Here is a 212-nt window from a genome sequence, read left to right on the forward strand (position 1 = left end):
AGCTATGGCCCCGTAATGGGATCAACACTCATGTGTTGATAATGGTGGGCCTTAGTGGACTCGAACCACCGACCTCACCCTTATCAGGGGTGCGCTCTAACCAGCTGAGCTAAAGGCCCTCGGGTATTCTATTCGCTATAGAACTCCAGAAAGATCGAAATTGATCTTTCAAAACTGACAACGAGCGAGCAACAATCCTGCCTGAGAGTTGC

At 49.5% G+C, this 212-nt stretch carries 1 tRNA gene; it reads right to left on the reverse strand.

From position 1 onward, the window contains the following. Window positions 1–42: 42 nt before the first annotated feature. Window positions 43–119: transfer RNA gene (locus NQZ67_RS30250), tRNA-Ile, on the reverse strand. Window positions 120–212 lie beyond the last annotated feature (93 nt).

The sequence above is a fragment of the Paenibacillus soyae genome, assembly GCF_024623455.1.
Classification (GTDB): domain Bacteria; phylum Bacillota; class Bacilli; order Paenibacillales; family Paenibacillaceae; genus Pristimantibacillus; species Pristimantibacillus soyae.